Consider the following 15,577-nt stretch of genomic DNA (forward strand, 5'->3'; position numbering starts at 1 on the left):
CTTTGCGGCTTTCTTAGCTTTGCGGCTGGGGCTTCGCAATTGATCGTCGCGCCGCAGCGGTCATATCAGTCCGTTCCATGCCGCAGCGCCAGTGCTGCTGCCACCGGACCCAGCACGGCAAGAAACAGCGTCAGCGCGGCAAGAATGAGGAAGGGCTGCAGGAACGGATCAGGGTCGGCCACCGCGCCGTAGCTCGCCGACACCCCGAAGATCAGCACCGGGATCGTCAGCGGCAGCACCAGCACTGAGATCAGCAGCCCGCCACGCGGCAGCGCCACCGCCACCGCCGCCCCGACCGCGCCGATGAAAGTGATCGCCGGCGTGCCGACCAGCAGCGTGAGCGCGGTGGCGCCGATGCTGAGCGGCTCCATGTTCATGAACAGGCTCAGCAGAGGTGCCGCAACCACCAGCGGCAGAACGCTGCCCGCCCAATGCGCCAGGCACTTCACCAGCACCGTCAACGCCAGCATGTGGCGGTCATTGCCCAGCACCAGAAGATCGAGCGACCCGTCTTCGCGATCGGCCTGAAACAGCCGGTCGAGGCCGAGCAGGCAGGCGAGCAGAGCGCCGATCCAAAGGATCGCCGGACCGATGCGGGCGAGCAGCTTCAGGTCCGGTCCGACACCGAAGGGGATGGTGGCGATGACGGCGAGGAAGAAGATGACGCCGGTGAGCGCTCCGCCGCCGGCGCGGATGGAGAGGCGGATGTCGCGCAGGAAGAGGGCTAGCATTGCCAAGCCGCGCCTGCGGTTTGATCGCCATCTTGCCGAAGGTGGCGTTCCTTCACACCCCCCTCTGTCCTCCCGGACATCTCCCCCGCAAGGGGGGAGATTGGCAGCTCCACTGCTGACGCCTCTTTTTCAATGCCGGTGATTGGCGAAAGCCGGCATGACATCTGATCTCCCCCCCTGCGGGGGAGATGCCCGGCAGGGCAGAGGGGGGTGGGCGGGAATGCCGACATCACCCTGTTGCTCCCATCCTCAATTCCTTCGCCCCATCCAATCCGAGCGGCAAATGCGTCGCCGCGACAATGATTCCACCTTCTGCGCAATGCCTCGTCATCAGCCCCGCAAACCGCGCCTCCGAAGCCTTGTCCAGCCCGGCCGTCGGCTCATCCAGCAGCCACAGCGGCTTATGACTGACCAGCAATTTCGCAATTGCCGCGCGCCGCCTTTGCCCGGTCGACAGATAGCCGAAAGGCAGATGGCCGATGCCGCCGAGACCAACCGTCTCCAGCGCCTCTTCGACACCCGACTGCCCATCGCCGTTGAAATCGCGCCAGAAGCGCAGATTCTCCGCCACGCTGAGCGCCGTCTTCATTGCATTGAGGTGGCCGAGATAGTGGACCGCCGAAGCGATCGTCGGAAACGTCTCGCCGCCGCCCTCGATGCGCACGTCGCCTTGCGCCTTCGGCAGCAGCCCGGCGATGACCCTGAGCAGCGTCGATTTGCCCGAACCGTTCGGCCCGGTGACGACCAGCACCTGGCCCTTGTCGAGCGCAAAACCGATGCCGGAAAAGACCGTCTCGCCGCCGCGTTCGCCGCCCAGATTTTCGGCAATCAGCCGCATGCCTGCCCGTCCCGAAAACTTTACCGCGCGATAGCTGCCGCATCGCACAAATTTGCTCCGCAACTGTCTAGAACTATTCCAGAAAATTCTCTATATGCGGGACATCCGTGCCAGCGGTCGGCACGGGAACAGAATTTGCGCCGAACCAGCGCACGCGCCGCCTTGAACGGCTCGGGTTGGCTGGGAACGGACAGCGGAAATGGCCGTACCCGCACCTTTGCGCGTGATTGCATGCCCATCGGCGTCCGTTCCCTTTCAGGCTGAACAGACAAGGACGGACCGCACGTGTCAAAATCCCTCGACAGTTTCAATTGCCGCCGCACCCTCACCGTGGGTGGCGCGGACTATGTCTATTACAATCTGGTCGAGGCCGAGAGGAACGGCCTCACCGGCATTGCCCAGCTGCCTTATTCGATGAAGGTGCTGCTGGAAAACCTTTTGCGCAATGAAGACGGCCGCTCCGTCACCAAGGACTCTATCCAGGCTGTTGCCGGCTGGCTGACCGACAAGGGCACCGCCGGCGTCGAGATCGCCTATCGCCCCGCGCGTGTCCTGATGCAGGATTTCACCGGCGTCCCGGCGGTGGTCGACTTGGCCGCCATGCGCGACGGCCTCAAGGCGCTCGGCGGCGATCCGCAGAAGATCAATCCGCTGGTGCCGGTCGACCTCGTCATCGACCACTCCGTCATCGTCGACGAATTCGGCACGCCACTGGCATTTGCCAGGAATGTCGAGCTCGAATATGAGCGCAACGAAGAGCGCTATAAATTCCTGAAATGGGGCCAGCAGGCGTTCCGCAATTTTCGCGTCGTGCCGCCCGGCACCGGCATCTGCCATCAGGTCAACCTCGAATATCTCGGTCAGGTCGTCTGGACCAACACGGAAGACGGCGAAACCACCGCTTATCCCGACACCTGCGTCGGCACCGATTCGCACACCACCATGATCAACGGCCTTGGCGTGCTCGGCTGGGGTGTCGGCGGCATCGAGGCCGAGGCGGCGATGCTCGGCCAGCCGGTTTCCATGCTGTTGCCCGAAGTCATCGGCTTCCGCCTCACCGGCAAACTCAGGGAAGGCATCACCGCCACTGACCTGGTGCTGACCGTCACCCAGATGCTGCGCAAGAAGGGCGTCGTCGGCAAGTTCGTCGAGTTCTTCGGCCCGGGCCTGTCCAACATGACGCTGGCCGACCGCGCCACCATCGGCAACATGGCGCCCGAGTATGGCGCCACCTGCGGCTTCTTCCCGGTCGACGGCGAGACCATCCGCTACCTCACAATGTCGGGCCGCGAGGAAAGCCGCATCGCCCTGGTCGAGGCCTATTCCAAGGCGCAAGGCATGTGGCGTGACCCCGGCTCGGCCGACCCTGTCTTCACTGACCTGCTCGAACTCGAGCTCGACAGCGTCGTGCCGTCGATGGCAGGTCCCAAGCGCCCCGAAGGCCGCGTTCCGCTCGAAGGCATTCCGGCCGGCTTCGCAAAGGCGATGGAAACCGAGTACAAGAAGGCTGCCGAAATCCACAAGCGCTATGCCGTCGAAGGCACCGACCATGATCTCGGTCATGGCGATGTCGTCATTGCCGCCATCACGTCCTGCACCAACACCTCCAACCCGAGCGTGCTGATCGGCGCCGGCCTTTTGGCGCGCAACGCCAACCGGCTCGGCCTCAAGCAGAAGCCGTGGGTGAAGACCTCGCTGGCGCCGGGCAGCCAGGTGGTCGCCGAATATCTGGAAAAGTCCGGCCTGCAGAAGGAGCTCGACCAGATCGGCTTCAACCTGGTTGGTTTCGGCTGCACCACCTGCATCGGCAATTCCGGCCCGCTGCCGGCGCCGATCTCCAAGACCATCAACGATAAGGGCCTGATCGCCGCCGCAGTGCTCTCCGGCAACCGCAACTTCGAAGGCCGTGTTTCACCTGACGTGCAGGCGAACTATCTGGCGTCGCCGCCGCTGGTGGTAGCCCATGCTTTGGCCGGCACCGTCACCAAGGACCTGACCACCGAGCCACTCGGCGAAGGCCGCGACGGCAAGCCGGTCTATCTCAGGGATATCTGGCCGAGTTCGGCCGAGATCCAGGAGTTCATCGAGAAGAACGTCACACGTGAGCTGTTCGCCCGCAAATATGCCGACGTCTTCAAGGGCGACGAATACTGGCAGAACGTCAAGGCGCCGGAAGGCCAGACCTATGCCTGGGACGACAACTCGACCTATGTGCAGAACCCGCCCTATTTCGCCGGCATGACCTCCGGTTTCGGCAAGATCGGCGACATCAAGGGCGCGCGCGTGCTCGGCCTGTTCGGCGACAAGATCACCACCGATCACATCTCACCGGCGGGTTCGATCAAGGCCGCTTCCCCGGCCGGCAAATACCTCACCGACCATGGCGTCGGCGTTGCCGACTTCAACCAGTACGGCACAAGGCGCGGCAACCATGAGGTGATGATGCGCGGCACCTTCGCCAACATCCGCATCCGCAACCATATGCTGGGCGAGAACGGCCGCGAGGGCGGCTACACCATCCACTACCCGTCGAAGGAAGAGGAATCGATCTACGACGCGGCGATGAGGTACAAAAAGGAAGGCGTGCCGCTGGTCATCTTCGCCGGCGTCGAATACGGCAACGGCTCCTCGCGCGACTGGGCAGCTAAAGGAACGAATCTCCTCGGTGTCCGTGCCGTCATCGCCCAGTCCTTCGAGCGCATCCATCGCTCCAACCTGGTCGGCATGGGCGTCATCCCCTTCGTCTTCGAGGAAGGCACCTCATGGGCCTCGCTCAACCTCAAGGGTGACGAGCTGGTCGAGATCGACGGCATAAGCACCATCAAGCCACGCCAGACGATGATCGCCAAGGTGACCTATGGCGACGGCACCGTGAAGAACGTGCCGATCATCTGCCGCATCGATACGCTGGACGAACTCGACTACTTCAAGAATGGCGGCATTTTGCAATACGTGCTGCGCGATCTGGCCGCGTAGCGGCCAGGGCTTAGGCAGTAGGGTTTGGGCGGTAGCGGGGAACGACATCCCCTACTCCCTACTCCCTACTCCCTACTCCCTACTCCCTACTCCCTACTCCCTACTCCCAGTCTTTCCAAAGCATCGCCCGACCCGATCGAAGCCCCGCCCTGTCCGACAGGAGTAAAAACCGGCTGGGCTCAGCAAGATCTGCCCCACGCTCCTGATGCCATGCTCCCGATCGAACCGGGCGGTGAAGTGCTCCCCCTGTGATGGCCATACCCATGGTTGCGGCAGCAAAAATTTCACCGCAACGTGACTTCCCGTTGACTGTCGCTTCTGCCACAAATCTGGGCAACCAGAACAAGGCCGGCGTCACCGGCGGGAATCGGAACGATCATGGCACCTCGACACCCTCTGCGGCTTGCGGCTTTTGCGCTGGCCTTCTCGGCGCTTGCCGGGACCGGGTTCGCCGAGGAATCGGGAACGACCCAGACCGACAAACCGCAGATTGACAGGCCCTTGGGCGTGGTCGAGCTGTTCACCAGCCAAGGCTGCAATTCCTGCCCGCCGGCGGACGCTTTCTTTGCCGAGCTGGCGGCCAAGGACAACGTCGTCGCGCTCGCCTACCACGTCAATTACTGGGACTATCTCGGCTGGCAGGACACGCTGAGCAGCAAGGACAATACCGACCGGCAATATGACTATATGCGCGCCTTCGGCACCCGCTCCGTCTACACGCCGCAAGCCGTCATCAATGGTCGCAGCCATGTCAACGGCGCCAGCCGCAAGGAGGTCGATGGCGCGCTTGCCCGCATGGAGAAATCCGGTGAAGGCATGCGGGTCAGCGTCAAGGTCAGCCGCACCAGCGATCGCGTCATGATCGATGCCGGCGACGCCGGTAGCGGCCCGAGCGACGCCCATGTCGTCATCGTCTATTTCGAACCACCGCAGACGGTGACCATCGCCAAGGGCGAGAACACCGGCCGCAGCATGACCTACTGGAACGCCGTCACCGGCATCCAGACCGCCGGCATGTGGCACGGCAAGGCGCAGCGCTACGAATTGCCGATGACCGAGATCGCCAAGAAAGGCGGCTGCGCCGTGCTGCTGCAGTCGGTCGGCAAGGACGGCCTGCCGGGGCCTATTCTGGGCGCTGCGTTTATTCACAAGCCTTAAGAGGCCCCCTCATCCGGCCGCTCTCGGCCACCTTCTCCCCGAGGGGAGAAGAGGCTGAATCAGCGCTGGCGCGAACTCCTCCCCGCTCGGGGGAGGTCGGATTGGCCCGAATTGCTGTTCGCAATTCGGCTGGCAATCCGGGTGAGGGGATGCGCCCGCAAACTGGGCACCGCAGCCTCCGGCAAATTCTTCAAGCAGCCAAAAACAAAAAAACCGACGTCAGCTTGCTTCTGACGTCGGTCATTTAGGCTTTGGGATCGTCGCACCCGGTCTCTCCCTGAGGAAAGTCCGAGGTTGGTTCGATCCGACGCAGACCCGTGGGCGGGGGGCTTGGGGTTTACGAGCCGGTGCCGGACCGAACCGTCTCAGGCAACGCCGGTAAATTCGTCGGACATTGGGGCATGAGCGCGGATAAAAAAGGGCGGAAATGTGGCGAGGCATCACCAATTCAAACACCGCGTTTTATAAAAGTGACTGGACGTTGCGAAAACAGCGCGGTCCCGGGATGGTTAGCCGGGCCTTGCAATTCCACGGCGAACACGCCAACTTCTGCAAGCGAGATTCATTTTCAAAGGGATCGCGGGATGACCGATCGCAGCGGTGGGACGGAGGATGGGGACGCATCCGCAATATTGATCCCGCTGCACGAGGCGCGACGCGAACGCCTCGACCAGCCGGTCCGTTTCGACCGGCGTGAACTCGATGAGATCCTGAGGCTGTACGGACGCATGGTCGCCGCCAACGAATGGCGCGACTATGCCATCGATCATCTGTCTGATCGGGCTGTGTTTTCAGTCTTCCGCCGGGCCAGCGAAGTGCCGCTGTTCCAGATCGTCAAGGATCCGAAACTGGCGCGCCGGCAAGGCGCCTTCGCCGTCATCGCCGCCGGCGGCCGAATCCTCAAGCGCGGCCAGGAACTCGGTCGCGTGCTCAACGTCTTCGATGCTAAGCTGAAGATTGTCCAGGCCTAATTGAGAATTGGGGAATTGAAGAATTGAAGAATTGAAGAATTGAAAAAGGAGGATGTAACGGTCGAAATACCGCCGGGTTTGTTGCTATTCAAATCCTCAATTCTTCAGTTCTTCAACTCCTCAATTCCCGCTCCTCAGGCTCTCACGAAACTTCCGCTCCGGCAGCGAATGCGGATCGGGCGGAACCGTTGCGCCGCCATTCAGCGACAGCTGCATGAACACCGTGTCAAGCCAGCGCCCATGCTTGTAGCCGGAGCCTTCCAGGCGACCGGAATGGCGAAAGCCGAGCTTTTCATGCAGCCGCACCGAGGCGCTGTCTGCATGGCCGTCACCGATCACCGCGACGATCTGGCGAAAGCCCGCCATACGGCAGGCTTCAATCAGCGCCTGCATCAGCAGCAGCCCGACGCCCTGGCCCTTCGCATCAGGCGCGACATAGACGGAATCCTCTACGATGAAGCGGTAGGCCGGGCGCGGCCGGAACGCGCCGGCATAGGCGTAGCCGAGCAGCGCGCCATCTCGTTCCGCCACCAGATAGGGAAAGCCCCCCGCCGTCAGGCTGTCGAAGCGCCCACCCATCTCAGTGCGGCTGGGCGGCTCGAGCTCATAGCTCGCGGTGCCATGCGTCACGGCATCGCCGTAGATCTCGGTGATTCGGCCGAGGTCGCCTTCCAAGGCCGCGCGGATGGAAATAGTGCTCATGATTTATGCAGACGATTCATCTGCCTCCATGACAGCAAAGGCCGGCACAAAAGAAAAGGGCGGCCGTTGGCCGCCCTCTTGATATCCGCTGGTCCAGTTGCCTGATGGGAAGACCGCCTAGCGGCGATCGCCCATGAACTGCAGCAGGAACATGAACAGGTTGATGAAGTCGAGATATAGCCTCAACGCGCCCATGATCGCCTTGCGGCCGGCAACGTCGGCCTGATCGCCTTCGTAGTACATTTCCTTGATGGTCTGCGTGTCATAGGCGGTGAGCCCGGCGAAGATCAGCACGCCGATCGCCGAGATGGCGAAGCCGAGCGCCGACGACTGCAGGAAGATGTTGATCAGCATGGCGATCACCAGGCCGACCACGCCCATGACCAGGAACGAGCCCAACGCCGAAAGGTCGCGCTTGGTCGTGTAGCCGTAGAGCGACAGCGCGCCGAAGGCGGCCGCCGTGGCAAAGAAGGTCTGAGTGATCGAGGCGCCGGTGTAGACCAGGAAGATGGTCGACAGCGACAGGCCGACCAGGCCCGAATAGACCCAGAAGGTGGTTTGCGCCGCGGCCACGCTCATCGACTGGATCCTGAACGACAGGAAGAAGACGGCGGCGAGCGGAGCCAGGATGACCACCCAGCGGAAGGCGCTGGCATAGATCAGCGTGCCGAAAGCGGTCAGCTGTCCGTCGCCGGTGACGGCGAGCTGGAAAGCGCCCCAGGCGGCGACGCCGGTGATGAGGAGGCCAAGCCCCATCAAATTGTAGACCTTGAGCATGTAAGTGCGCAGGCCTTGGTCGATGTCGGCGCGCGCGCCCGGCACGGCCGAAGTCTGGTAGTTGCGAATGGGCTCAGCCATTGGAATCCTCTGTTGCTTCTGCCCCGTACGGTGTCAGGCCCTTTCGGACCTGGGCGCCGCTGGCGGGGCTCCAGCATGCCTGTGGCGAAATATGATGGTTCTTGACGTCAAGAACAAGACCGTAACGGGCTGCAACGCTTGGTGAATCTCCGGAAGCCGGTTTTCTTGGGCTTCCATGACTGCACATTACCAAGATTTAATCGGAAACGGCAGATTCGGCCAACCTTGCCGTTTTGGGCCTAGAGGTCGCGCAGCACCGGCGCCGCCTTGTGCCCGAGCACCCGCCAGGTGCCGGCAAGGCCGATGCCGACCGTGATCACCAGCGCAAACACCAAGGTCGCCACTGCCACCTCCGGCATGAAATGCGACGGCAACGTCATGATGCGGGCAACGATGTACCAGGCGGCGATGCCGCCGGCAGCCAACGCAAACACCGCGGTGGCCAGGCCGATCAGCATGTATTCCAGCGAAAACGCCGCGATCAGCGTGCGCCTCGTGGCGCCCAACGTCTTCAGCACCACGGCATCGTGGATGCGGGCGCGATTTCCCGCGGCGAGCGCGCCGGCCAGCACCAGCACCGAAGCGATCAGCGCCACGCCGGCCGCGGCCCGGATCGCCGTGCCGAGCTGGCCGACCAGCCGGTTGACGACATCGAGCGCGTCCTTGACCCGAACTGTCGTCACCGCCGGGAAGGCGCGGGTGACGGCGTTCAGCAGGCGGGCATCCTCTGCTGCCGTGGCATCCTTTTCGGTCAGCGTCGCCAGCCAGCCATGCGGGGCGCCGGCAAAAGTGTTGGGCGAGAACACCATGACGAAGTTGATGCCCATCGTCTCCCATTGCACCTCTCGGAAATTGGCGATCCTGGCCGTCACATTGCGTCCGAGCACATTGACGGTGACGGTATCGCCAAGCTTCAGGCCGAGCGCCTTGCCTTCATCGTTGGAGAACGAAACCAGCGGTTCGCCGCTGTAATTCTCCGGCCACCAGATGCCTTCGGTCAGTGTCGCATTGGCCGGCTGTTTGGCGTCGTAGGTCAGGCCGCGATCGCCGCGCAGCACCCAGGCGCCTTCCGATGGCACATTGGCCTTGTCGACACTAACGCCGTTCAGCGCCATCACCCGGCCGCGCAGCATCGGCACCTTGACCAGCGTTCCCTTCGGCGCCTCTTTGCCGATCAATGTCGAGAAGGCATCGACCTCGCTATTCTGGATGTCGACGAAGAAGAAATTCGGCGCCCGTTCCGGCAGACTGCCGGAGATCTGCTGCCTGAGATTGCCGTCAACCAGCGCCAGCGTCACCAAAAGCGTCAGCCCGAGCCCGAGCGACAGCACGACGGACGGCGTCAGCGCGCCGGGCCGGTGGATGTTGCCGATGGCGAGCCGAAGCGCGACCGAGCGCACACGCGTGCTTTTGCGCGCCACCCACTGCACCAGAGCACCGACCAGGCGCAACACCAGAAAGGCAAAGATCGTCGCGCCGACGAAGATCAAGGCGATGCGCCGGTCGCCAGAAAACAGGATGGCCAAAGCCGCCAAAGCGAGCGCGATGCCGACCGCCGTGGCAAGATAGGGCAGGCGTGGAAAGCCTCGGCCCTCAAAACCCATTTCGCGAAACAGCGCGGTCGCCGGCACATCGCGGGCGCGGCCGAGCGGCAACAGCGCGAAGGCCAGCGTCACCAGCAGCCCGAACAGCGCGGCAAGAGCCAGCGCACCGGGATAGAAGCCGCCTTCAGCCGGCACCGGAATGACCGACTGGAGCGCAGCGCTGGCTGCAAACGGCATGGCAGCGCCGAGGATGAGGCCAAGCGCGATGCCGAGGCCGGCGATCATCAGGATTTGCACGAGATAGACGGTGAAGACGAAGCCGCCCGAGGCGCCAAGGCTCTTGAAGGTGGCGATGACGCCGCGCTTGCCGTCGAGATAGGCGCGCACCGCATTGGCAACGCCGACGCCGCCGACCACCAGCGCCGTCAGCCCGACCAGCGTCAGGAGTTGCGAGAAGCGCTCGATGTTGGCCGACAGCGCCGGCGCCGCATTGGAACGCGTGCGGATCGACCAGCCGGCTTCAGGGAAATCGCTCGCCGCCCGATCCTGGATGGCTTTGAGATCGGCTTGGCTGGCGCCGGCCGGCAGCCGAACCTTGTAGGCATTCTCGACTAGGCTGCCCGGCTGGATCAGGCCGGACGCGGCAAGCCCCGCGGTCGAGACCATCAGCCGCGGCGCGAAGCCGAAACCGTCCGACACCGCATCCGGTTCGCTCACCAGCCTGGCCCGCAATTCGAATGTCGCGCTGCCGACCTTCAGCCGGTCACCGATCTCCACATTCAGCCGGTCGAACAACAGGTCGGGCGCGGCGGCGCCAAAGACGCCTGATTTCTCGCCGAACAAATCCTTTCTGCCAAGCTGCGGCGCGGTCTCGATCGCGCCATAGAGCGGATAGGCGTCGTCGACGGCCTTGGCCTCGACCAGCGCCTGGTCGGAGCCGTCTTCCAGCCGCGCCATCGAGCGCATATTGGCGCTGTGCGACACAGTGCCGAGGCGGTCGAGGAAGGTGCTTTCGGCTGGCGTCGCATCGCGCTGGTTGAGCTGGAAGCGCAAGTCGCCGCCAAGCAGCGTCTGGCCCTGGTCGGCAACGCCTGCGGTGATCGCCTGCGCCACCGAATTGACCCCGCCGATTGCAGCGACGCCGAGCGCGATGCAGGCAAGGAAGATCATGAAGCCGGACAGTCCGCCGCGCATCTCGCGCAGCGAAAAGCGGAACGCGAGCTTCAGCGTCTGCGACAGTGGCATCAGGCCGGCACCTTGACCTGCGCTACCGGCGCATCCTCGATGCGGCCGGAGCGCATCGACACCTGGCGCGAGCAGCGCGCCGCAAGGGCCGGATCGTGCGTGACCAGCACCAAGGTCATGCCGCGCTCGGCCGCTTTGGCGAACAAAAGGTCGGCGACCTGCCGCCCCGTCGCCTGGTCGAGATTGCCGGTCGGCTCGTCGGCGATGAGAATGCGCGGCGACGGCGCCAGCGCGCGGGCGATCGCCACGCGCTGCTGTTCGCCGCCGGACAGCTCGCCCGGATAGTGGGTGACGCGGTCGCTCAAGCCCACCGCTGCCAGCTCGCGCGCGGCGACGCCGAACGGATCGGCATGGCCGGCCAGTTCCAGCGGCACTGCGACATTTTCGAGCGCCGTCATGTTGGGAATGAGATGGAAGGACTGAAAGACGATGCCTATGTTTCGGCCCCGAAACGAGGCGATCTGGTCCTCGCTTTGGCCGTTCAGCAATTCGCCGGCAATGCGCACCGTGCCCGAATCGACCCGCTCCAGCCCGGCCAGCACCATCAGCAAGGTCGACTTGCCGGAACCCGAAGGGCCGACAATGCCGGTCGCCTCGCCGCGCGTCACGTCAAGGCTGACGCCTTTCAGCACATGCACAGACGAAGCCCCTTGGCCCAGGGTCAGGGATATGTCTTTCAGCGCGATGACGGCTTCTGTCACAATTAAAGCGTCCTATATCAGGATGAAGGCTCTGCTTGCCGGAAGCCGTCGCCGGAAGAATCCTCGGGTATATGGGGCCTGCCACATGTCTTTCAAACGCAAGATGTCTTTCAAACGCTTGAATGCCGCAGGGCTCGTCTTTTTCGTCACCCTTTGCGGCGCCATTTCGTCGGTACGCGCCGAGACGTTCACCATCGTCGGGTTCGGCGACAGCCTGATGGCCGGTTTCGGCCTCGGGCCTGGCGATGGCTTTACCGACAAATTGCAAGCTGCGCTGCGGGCCAAAGGCCGTGACGTCACCGTAGCCAACGCCGGCGTTTCAGGCGACACCTCGAGCGGCGGCTTGGCGCGGCTTGACTGGTCGGTGCCGGATGGGACAAGGCTGGTTATCCTCGAACTCGGCGCCAACGACATGCTGCGCGGCGTCTCGCCCAGCATTACGGAAAAGAACCTGGACGACATGCTGGCGAAGCTGAAAGCGCGCAAGATCGCGGTGCTTTTGGCCGGCATGCGCGCCGCTCCCAATCTCGGCGCCGACTACCAGAACGCCTTCGATGCGATCTATCCAAAGCTTGCCGCGAAATACGATGTGCCGCTCTATCCGTTTTTTCTCGATGGCGTCGCCGGGCAGTCCGGCCTGCAGTTGGAGGATGGCCTGCATCCCAATCCGAAGGGCGTCGCAGCGATGGTCGAGCGCATCCTGCCCGCCGTGGAGAAGGCGATTGCGGCAGTTCAGGGTGGCGGTTGAACGCCGGCGTGACGAGAATAACACGCGGCGATCATTTTGACCGGTGTGGCCAAAAAGGACATATAGCCTCCAAAAGGAGGGTCATATGGCCATTATCATCAAGAGAGAGGACGCTGTTCGCCTCGCGCGAACTTTGAAACAAAAGACCGGGCTGCAGAGGGCCCGGGTCGCCTGTTCGTAAAAATGCCTGCAACCAACAAACCACTTGCCCCGTTTGACTATCGATGATTCGCTAGGGGCACAGTTCGATTCGAGGAAGGGAGGCTCACCATGCCGCGTCTTTTCACCGCCCTCGAAATACCGCGTGACGCCGCTCTTTCGCTGTCCCTGCTCAGGGGCGGCCTGCCCGGAGCCCGCTGGATCGATGTCGAAAACTACCATCTGACGCTGCGCTTCATCGGCGACGTCGAAGGCCATGTCGCCGACGAAATCGCCAACGCACTCGACCGGGTGCACCGCCCATCCTTCTCGCTCACCCTGTCCGGAGTTGGCGCTTTCGGCCAGAAGAAGCCGCACGCCGTCTGGGCCGGCGTCTTCGCCTCGCCCGACCTTTCGGCGCTGCAGAGCGAAATCGACCGCATCTGCCAGCGGCTCGGCCTGCCCGCCGACCCGCGCAAGTTCACCCCGCATGTTACGCTGGCACGCTTGCGCAATTCGAGCCCGCTCGACGTCGCCCAGTACCTGTCGGCGCGCGGCAATTTTGCGACGCTACCGTTTCGCGTCGGCCGCTTCGTGCTGATGTCGTCGCGCGATTCGGTCGGCGGCGGTCCCTACATTGTCGAGGAGGCGTGGCCGCTCTCCGGCGTCGACGCCCGCGCCACCAATCTCGTCGCCAGCGCCTCCGACGCTTCGCGGATCATGCGGTAGACCGAAGCGAACGCTTCGGCCCCGTCATAATAGGGATCCGGCACGTCGCGGGTTTTGCCCTGCGCAAACTCTGCCAAGAGATGAATACGTTCGCGCGCACCGGCCGGCGCCAACGCCTTGAGGTCGCGGACATTCTGCCGATCCATGCCGAGGATCAGGTCGAAGCGCGAAAAATCCCCCGGCCTGACCTTGCGTGCCCGCTGCCCTGATATGTCGATGCCGTGGCGGGCCGCAATCGCGATCGAGCGCGGGTCGGGCGCTTCGCCGAGGTTCCAGCCGCCGGTCGCCGCAGAGTCCAGCACAATATCGTCCAGCACCATGTCGCGGCCGCGCTCCGCCAGCACGGCGCGAAACACGCCTTCGGCCAGGGGTGAACGGCAGATGTTGCCGAGGCAGACGAAGAGTATGGAATTTATCGGCTTTACGCTCATTCGATATGCGCCGTTCGTGCATTTGGAAGCCCAAAACGCAAAGGACTTTTGGGCGACTTGCATTATGGTGAGGGTCGATATCTGGGATAGCACGGGAAATCATCATGAAGAGAGAGAAACTCAGCAAGGACGCCATCGCCGCCGCACTGGCCGAACTGCCTGGCTGGTCGCAGGCAGCCGATGGCGCCTCCATCAAGCGCAGCTTTGTCTTCAAGAATTTTTCCGAGGCCTTCGCCTTCATGACCCGCGTCGCGCTGGCCGCCGAGAAGATGGACCATCATCCCGACTGGTCGAACGTCTACAAGACTGTCGACGTGACGCTCAACACCCATGATGCCGGCGGTGTCACCGCGCTCGACATCGCGCTGGCCAAGAAGATGAATGGGTATGCTGGCGGCTGAACGCTGGGGCGGCAACGCCAAATCGGCGCCATCCTCTTGCAGTGGACCGGGACTTTCACCACATTTTCCGTGGCGGCCGCGCGCAACGCGTAGCGCGACGGCCGGCAAGGAGAGGATTGATGGCGCAGCAGCCCGGTTTTGATTTCTTCGGCTTCGGCAGCAAGCTCGGCGACGAGAGTGAAGTGCGCGCCAAATTCTGGCGCACGGCCAAAAAGGCCGCCCGGCAGATTCCGTTCATGGAAGAGGTCGTCGCCGGCTATTATTGCGCGCTCGACAGGAAGACGCCTTTGCGTGCCAAGGGCATATTGCTGGCAGCGCTTGGCTATTTCGTGCTGCCGGTCGACGTCATACCCGATTTCGTCTTCGGCCTCGGCTTCACCGACGACATCGCCGTGCTGACCGCCGCGATCTCCGCGGTAAGCGCCCATATCACCCCTGCGCACCGCAAGGCCGCCAAGGAGGCGATCGCCGACAAGAGCTGAATCGGCGTCGCGTTGGCAACTGGGTTCAGAAGAAATCCTCCGCTCAAACAGGACGATAGCGGCTTGGCTTCGGGTTCCGCTGCGGCCGTTGGAAAAGTCAAACTCTTGCCGCTTTCGTGGCCTCCAAGTCGCCGCAGGGACATTGCGAAAGCCGTTTTTTCAAGAAGCGGCGCGGAAATGGCGGTGGTTTCCATGGGTGAATGTCCTTTTCCAAGGGAAATTCACCGTTTGGTAACCCAGATTAAATCAAAATGAAGCGACGGGCAGGACGCCAAGCCGGCCTGCCCCGCACCATTTGGAATACGGGAAAAGCGATGCGCGGATTGATTGCACTAGTCTCGAGCCTGGTCCTGGTGGCCTTTGCCGCGCCGGCGCTGGCGCAGCAGGCGACCAAGATCGGCCAGCACAATGCCTGGGGCACCTACAGCTACCAGGCGCAGGGCGGCAAGGTCTGCTATGTGCTCACCGTGCCGACCGACAAGCAGCCGCCGACGCTCGATCACGGCGACATGTTCTTCTTCGTCAGCCAGCGCCCGGGCCAGCAAGTGTCCTACGAGCCGCAATTCATCGCCGGCTACACATTCCAGGAAGGCTCCAAGGCCACCGTCACCATCGACAAGAAGACGTTCTCGATGTTCACCCGCGGCAAGTCGGCCTGGGTCGAGAACGCCGCCGAAGAGCCGGTGCTGATCGCCGCCATGAAGACCGGCACCGACATGAAGGTCTCGGCGAAGTCCGGCCGCGGCAATCCGACGACCTATGTGTTTTCGCTGAAAGGCATCTCGGCCGCGCTGACGTCGATCGCCAAGTGCAAGTAGGCTGGCGCGGTTCCCGCCGCATGACTCTCGCCGCAACCTGTGCTATGCGCCGCGCTTCTTTTCGGCACGATGGATGAAATCGGCCGCAATTCGCTTATATTGGCGC

At 63.2% G+C, this 15,577-nt stretch carries 15 protein-coding genes; 8 read left to right on the plus strand and 7 right to left on the minus strand.

What is annotated here, in order from left to right:
• Positions 1 to 65: 65 nt before the first annotated feature.
• Together ccmB and ccmA are read right to left on the minus strand one after the other, a co-directional pair.
• Positions 66 to 731 (minus strand): heme exporter protein CcmB, encoded by a 666-nt coding sequence (ccmB, locus tag NKI35_RS17475; RefSeq protein WP_352741052.1) that lies wholly within the window; start codon positions 729 to 731, stop codon positions 66 to 68.
• Between the two features lie 229 nt (positions 732 to 960).
• Entirely contained in the window at positions 961 to 1,569 is a 609-nt protein-coding gene (gene ccmA, locus NKI35_RS17480) for a heme ABC exporter ATP-binding protein CcmA (protein WP_023687677.1), read from the minus strand.
• A gap of 285 nt (positions 1,570 to 1,854) precedes the next feature.
• On the opposite strand from ccmA, the gene acnA reads away from it, so the two are divergent.
• The 3 genes from acnA to NKI35_RS17495 all read left to right on the plus strand — a co-directional run bounded on the left by acnA (position 1,855) and on the right by NKI35_RS17495 (position 6,674).
• Entirely contained in the window at positions 1,855 to 4,545 is a 2,691-nt protein-coding gene (gene acnA / locus NKI35_RS17485; protein WP_352741054.1) for an aconitate hydratase AcnA, read from the plus strand.
• Positions 4,546 to 4,923: 378 nt separating this feature from the next.
• Positions 4,924 to 5,703 carry a DUF1223 domain-containing protein gene (locus NKI35_RS17490; protein WP_023683845.1) on the plus strand — a complete coding sequence of 260 codons (780 nt, stop codon included), beginning with the start codon at positions 4,924 to 4,926 and terminating at the stop codon, positions 5,701 to 5,703.
• A gap of 584 nt (positions 5,704 to 6,287) precedes the next feature.
• Positions 6,288 to 6,674, plus strand: coding sequence for a DUF2794 domain-containing protein (locus NKI35_RS17495; RefSeq protein ID WP_023683844.1), 387 nt, complete (start codon positions 6,288 to 6,290; stop codon positions 6,672 to 6,674).
• Positions 6,675 to 6,794: 120 nt separating this feature from the next.
• Here the strand turns inward: NKI35_RS17495 and NKI35_RS17500 are convergent, their stop codons facing one another.
• The 4 genes from NKI35_RS17500 to NKI35_RS17515 form a co-directional block, all read right to left on the minus strand.
• Positions 6,795 to 7,376 (minus strand): GNAT family N-acetyltransferase, encoded by a 582-nt coding sequence (locus NKI35_RS17500; RefSeq protein ID WP_023698867.1) that lies wholly within the window; start codon positions 7,374 to 7,376, stop codon positions 6,795 to 6,797.
• Between the two features lie 117 nt (positions 7,377 to 7,493).
• Entirely contained in the window at positions 7,494 to 8,234 is a 741-nt protein-coding gene (locus NKI35_RS17505; RefSeq protein WP_023826872.1) for a Bax inhibitor-1/YccA family protein, read from the minus strand.
• A gap of 239 nt (positions 8,235 to 8,473) precedes the next feature.
• Positions 8,474 to 11,023 carry an ABC transporter permease gene (locus NKI35_RS17510; RefSeq protein ID WP_352741057.1) on the minus strand — a complete coding sequence of 850 codons (2,550 nt, stop codon included), beginning with the start codon at positions 11,021 to 11,023 and terminating at the stop codon, positions 8,474 to 8,476.
• Entirely contained in the window at positions 11,023 to 11,724 is a 702-nt protein-coding gene (locus tag NKI35_RS17515; RefSeq protein ID WP_023738019.1) for an ABC transporter ATP-binding protein, read from the minus strand. The genes NKI35_RS17510 and NKI35_RS17515 overlap by 1 nt, the downstream gene beginning before the upstream one ends.
• 103 nt (positions 11,725 to 11,827) lie before the next feature.
• Between NKI35_RS17515 and NKI35_RS17520 the strand changes: the two genes are divergently transcribed.
• Together NKI35_RS17520 and thpR are read left to right on the plus strand one after the other, a co-directional pair.
• Positions 11,828 to 12,472: an arylesterase gene (locus NKI35_RS17520; RefSeq protein WP_352741059.1), complete on the plus strand. Its 645-nt coding sequence runs from the start codon at positions 11,828 to 11,830 to the stop codon at positions 12,470 to 12,472.
• Positions 12,473 to 12,742: 270 nt separating this feature from the next.
• Positions 12,743 to 13,339 (plus strand): RNA 2',3'-cyclic phosphodiesterase, encoded by a 597-nt coding sequence (thpR, locus tag NKI35_RS17525; RefSeq protein WP_023818342.1) that lies wholly within the window; start codon positions 12,743 to 12,745, stop codon positions 13,337 to 13,339.
• Here the strand turns inward: thpR and NKI35_RS17530 are convergent.
• Complete coding sequence (locus tag NKI35_RS17530) at positions 13,243 to 13,770, minus strand: low molecular weight protein-tyrosine-phosphatase (protein ID WP_023671721.1); 528 nt, start codon at positions 13,768 to 13,770, stop codon at positions 13,243 to 13,245. The two genes, thpR and NKI35_RS17530, sit on opposite strands and share 97 nt — an antisense overlap.
• A gap of 104 nt (positions 13,771 to 13,874) precedes the next feature.
• Here NKI35_RS17530 and NKI35_RS17535 point away from each other — a divergent pair, with 104 nt between their 5' ends.
• The 3 genes from NKI35_RS17535 (at position 13,875) to NKI35_RS17545 (ending at position 15,471) form a co-directional block, all read left to right on the plus strand.
• Positions 13,875 to 14,171, plus strand: a complete 297-nt coding sequence (locus NKI35_RS17535) for a 4a-hydroxytetrahydrobiopterin dehydratase (protein WP_023706758.1) — start codon at positions 13,875 to 13,877, stop codon at positions 14,169 to 14,171.
• Positions 14,172 to 14,290: 119 nt separating this feature from the next.
• A complete protein-coding gene (locus tag NKI35_RS17540) occupies positions 14,291 to 14,653 on the plus strand; it encodes a YkvA family protein (RefSeq protein WP_023687669.1) in 363 nt (120 codons plus the stop codon).
• Between the two features lie 314 nt (positions 14,654 to 14,967).
• Positions 14,968 to 15,471 (plus strand): invasion associated locus B family protein, encoded by a 504-nt coding sequence (locus NKI35_RS17545; protein ID WP_023671718.1) that lies wholly within the window; start codon positions 14,968 to 14,970, stop codon positions 15,469 to 15,471.
• Positions 15,472 to 15,577: the final 106 nt, after the last annotated feature.

The sequence above is a fragment of the Mesorhizobium sp. M0676 genome (assembly GCF_040320535.1).
Taxonomy (GTDB): Bacteria; Pseudomonadota; Alphaproteobacteria; order Rhizobiales; family Rhizobiaceae; genus Mesorhizobium.